Source organism: Streptomyces sp. NPDC059900 (genome assembly GCF_050270335.1).
Lineage (GTDB): Bacteria > Actinomycetota > Actinomycetes > Streptomycetales > Streptomycetaceae > Streptomyces.
This window is the reverse complement of the sequence record NZ_JBNNJZ010000744.1, coordinates 1-3419: the sequence shown is the minus strand read 5'-3', so window position 1 is coordinate 3419 and position 3419 is coordinate 1. Positions and strand designations below refer to the sequence as shown.

The following is a 3419-nucleotide window of genomic DNA, read 5'->3' as shown; positions in this document are numbered from 1 at the left end:
ACCCCGCGCAGCCGGTCGGCGTCGGCCTCGCCGACCAGGTCCAGCTTGTTGAGCACCAGGACGTCGGCGAACTCGACCTGGTCGACGAGCAGGTCGCTGACGGTGCGTTCGTCGTCCTCGTAGGGTGCCAGCCCGCGTTCGGCGAGGTCGTCGCCTTGCGCCAGTTCGGCCAGGAAGTTGGCCGCGTCGACCACGGTGACCATGGTGTCCAGGCGGGCCACCTCGTCCAGGGTGGCTCCGTCGTCGCGGGCGAAGGCGAACGTGGCGGCCACCGGCATCGGCTCGGAGATGCCGCTGGATTCGATGAGCAGGTAGTCGAAGCGGCCTTCCCGGGCCAGCCGGTCGACCTCCTGGAGCAGATCGTCCCTGAGGGTGCAGCAGATGCAGCCGTTGGTCATCTCCACCAGCTGCTCCTCGGTCCGGGAGAGCGCGGCCTCGCCTCCGCGTACCAGGGCGGCGTCGATGTTGATCTCGCTCATGTCGTTGACGATCACCGCCACGCGCAATCCCTCGCGGTTGGTGAGGACATGGTTGAGCAGGGTCGTCTTGCCGGCGCCGAGGAACCCCGACAGCACGGTGACCGGCAGGCGTCGCGACGGCATACCCTCAGCCCTCCGGGTGCAGCAGGCCGCGCCGGTAGGCGGGGGCGAGGTGCTGTGGGATCCGGTGGGTCACACCGTCCACCGTCACGTCCACCAGGCGCGGGGTGCTCGCCTTCCACCGGGCCCGGCGGTGGCGGGTGTTGCTGCGGGACATCTTGCGTTTGGGAACGGCCATGACGAGGGCTCTTTCGGCAGGGTTGGGGGAGCGGGAACCCGACGGTACATGAAAACGGTGTTCATTGTTAACGGAGGGGGTCGCAGGAGAGGGTCAGGGGGGAGCAACGGCCCGGCAGGTCACAGGGCTTGCCAGATGCGGGCCAGTGCCGACGTGGTGAGAACGTGGTCGGGGTGCCCCTGCCCGGCCAGGCGCCCGTCCTGGAGCAGGAGGCAGGCGTCGGCCGCGCGCGCGGCCTCCAGATCGTGTGTGGCCTGGACGACCGTCACGCCGTCGGCGACAAGGGCGGTCAGCAGTGCCCCGATCCGCTCCCTCGCCTCCGGATCCAGGCCTGTGGTCGGCTCGTCCAGGAGCAGCAGATCCGATTCCTGCGCCAACCCCTGTGCGATGAGGGCGCGTTGGCGCTGTCCGCCCGAGAGTTCTCCCAGTTGGCGTGCGGCGAGGTCGGCGATGCCGAGGCGGTCGAGCGCGGTGTCCACGGCTGCGCGGTCCCGGCGGGTCAAGCGGCGCCACGGGCCGCGCTCGCCCCAGCGCCCCATCTGCACGGTCTGCCGGACGGTGAGGGGCAGCGTGTCGCCGACGGCTCCGCGCTGCGGCACAAAGGCGGGCGGCAGGTCTCCGGTGCGGAGCAGCTCGCCGGATGTCGGGCGGATCACACCGGCGAGCGCGCCGAGCAGGGTCGACTTGCCGCTGCCGTTCGGGCCGACCAGTGCGGTGATCGCCAACCCCGGTATCTCTGCGCTGAGTTGGTGAAGGACGGGGCGCCCCGGATATCCGGCGCACAGGCCGGTCAAGCGCACGTGAGGGGCTCGTTCCCGGGTGGCGGCAGGCGAGGGGACTGGTTTGTTGAACATGATTTTCATTGTAGTGTCCCCGGCATGGAATGGTTGACGGCCCCCTTCGAGGTCACCTTCGTGCAGCGAGCCCTGTGGGGCGGAATCCTGGTGTCCGCGATCTGCGCGCTGGCCGGCACCTGGGTGGTCCTGAGGGGCATGGCCTTCCTCGGCGACGCCATGTCCCACGGCCTGCTGCCGGGGGTTGCCCTGGCCGCACTGTTCGGCGGAAACCTCCTGGTGGGTGCGGTGGCCAGCGCAGCCGTCATGACGGCGGGCGTCACCGTGCTCGGGCGCACCCCGAGGCTGTCGCAGGACACCGGCATCGGGCTGCTCTTCGTCGGCATGCTCTCGCTCGGCGTGATCATCGTCTCGCGCTCGCAGTCCTTCGCGGTGGACCTGACCGGCTTCCTCTTCGGCGACGTCCTCGCCGTGCGGCAGCAGGACCTCGTGCTGCTCACGGCGGCGCTGTTCGCGGCACTGGCGGTGTCAGTCCTCGGCCACCGCGCCTTCCTGGCCCTGGCGTTCGACGCGCGCAAGGCGCAGACCCTGGGACTGCGCCCGCGCCTGGCCCACGCCGTGCTCCTCGGCCTGCTCGGGCTGGCGATCGTCGCCTCGTTCCACATCGTGGGAACCCTGCTGGTCCTCGGTCTGCTCATCGCCCCGCCCGCGGCGGCCCTGCCGTGGGCACGCAGTGTCCGCGCGGTCATGGCGCTCGCCGCACTCCTCGGCGCCGCCGCCACCTTCGGCGGTCTGCTGCTGTCCTGGCACCTGGGCACCGCCGCCGGCGCGACCGTCTCGGCCCTCGCGGTGAGCCTGTTCTTCCTCTCCCACGTGGTGTCCGGCCTGCGCCACCGCCGGGCGCGCCTCACCGCCGCTCCCGTCCCTGAAACCAACTGAAAGAAGCCTGAGGCGATTGTCGTGACCGTCCGCAGAAACGTCACTCCGTGGGCTTCGGCCGCACTGGTCCTCACCGCGCTGCTCGCCACGAGCTGCTCGGGCCAGAAGAGCAACGACGCACAACCGGCTGCGAATTCCTCGTCCGCCACCCCGCACGGGTACGTCGAAGGAGCACAGGAAGCCGCCGAGCAGCAGTCCCGCCTGCTCCTCAACGACCCGGACAGCGGCAGCAGCCGGGTCCTCGACCTCATCACCGGCAAAGTGCACGACACCGCCCGGGTCAAGGGCGCCGACCGGTTGACCACGGACGGCAGGTTCGGCTACCTCCACACCTCCGGAAAAACCCACGTGCTCGACAGCGGTGCCTGGATGGTGGACCACGGCGACCACGTTCACTACTACCGGGCGGCGATACGCGACGTCGGCGAACTCCCCGCGGGCCGCTCGCAGGTGCGCAGCGACAAGGTGGTGACCGCCGCGAGCGACAAGGACGGGCGGACCGTTCTGTACGACCGGAGCAAGCTGGAGAAGGGCAAGATCGCTTCCTCCCGGACGCTGGCGGGCACCTACAGCGGCGCCGTCGTGCCGTACGAGGAGCACCTCCTGGCCTTTGCCGGCGAAGGCGGCACCACGAAGCTCGCCGTGCTCGACCGCAAGGGCAAGCGCGTCGCCTCCCCGGACGCCCGGTGCGAGGAGCCCCGGGGCGACGCCGTCACCCGCCGCGGCCTGGTCCTGGGCTGTGCGGACGGCGCGCTGCTCGTACGTCAGGAGGACGGCGCCTTCACGGCCGAGAAGATTCCCTACGGCAAGGAGGTACCGGCCGGGGAACGGGCCGCCTCCTTCCGCCAGCGCCCGGGCAGCGACACGCTCACCGCGCCGGCCGGGGACGAGGCCGTATGGGTCCTGGAC

General features: G+C 70.9%; 5 protein-coding genes. 2 read left to right on the top strand and 3 right to left on the bottom strand.

The genetic code is table 11. The features are described 5' to 3' along the window. From ACQKIP_RS43155 to aztA, 3 genes are all read right to left on the bottom strand, one after another. A partial coding sequence (locus tag ACQKIP_RS43155) for a GTP-binding protein (protein WP_427745516.1) occupies positions 1-602 on the bottom strand: 602 nt, incomplete at its 3' end. A gap of 4 nt (positions 603-606) precedes the next feature. Continuing rightward, on the bottom strand, positions 607-777 hold the full coding sequence (gene rpmF / locus ACQKIP_RS43150) for a 50S ribosomal protein L32 (RefSeq protein ID WP_365864304.1): 171 nt from the start codon (positions 775-777) through the stop codon (positions 607-609). 119 nt (positions 778-896) lie between these two features. Continuing rightward, positions 897-1640 carry a zinc ABC transporter ATP-binding protein AztA gene (gene aztA, locus ACQKIP_RS43145; RefSeq protein ID WP_365864306.1) on the bottom strand — a complete coding sequence of 248 codons (744 nt, stop codon included), beginning with the start codon at positions 1638-1640 and terminating at the stop codon, positions 897-899. 15 nt (positions 1641-1655) lie between these two features. On the opposite strand from aztA, the gene aztB reads away from it, so the two are divergent. Together aztB and ACQKIP_RS43135 are read left to right on the top strand one after the other, a co-directional pair. After that, a complete protein-coding gene (gene aztB / locus ACQKIP_RS43140; protein WP_365864308.1) occupies positions 1656-2510 on the top strand; it encodes a zinc ABC transporter permease AztB in 855 nt (284 codons plus the stop codon). Positions 2511-2531: 21 nt separating this feature from the next. Next, positions 2532-3419, top strand: an 888-nt coding sequence (locus ACQKIP_RS43135; RefSeq protein ID WP_427745514.1) for a hypothetical protein, incomplete at its 3' end; no start/stop codon positions are given.

Coding starts and splice junctions, on each gene's coding strand:
- aztB (WP_365864308.1), top strand. CDS start 1,656: ATGGAATGGTTGACGGCCCCCTTCGAGGTCACCTTCGTGCAGCGAGCC.
- rpmF (WP_365864304.1), bottom strand. CDS start 777: ATGGCCGTTCCCAAACGCAAGATGTCCCGCAGCAACACCCGCCACCGC.
- aztA (WP_365864306.1), bottom strand. CDS start 1,640: ATGAAAATCATGTTCAACAAACCAGTCCCCTCGCCTGCCGCCACCCGG.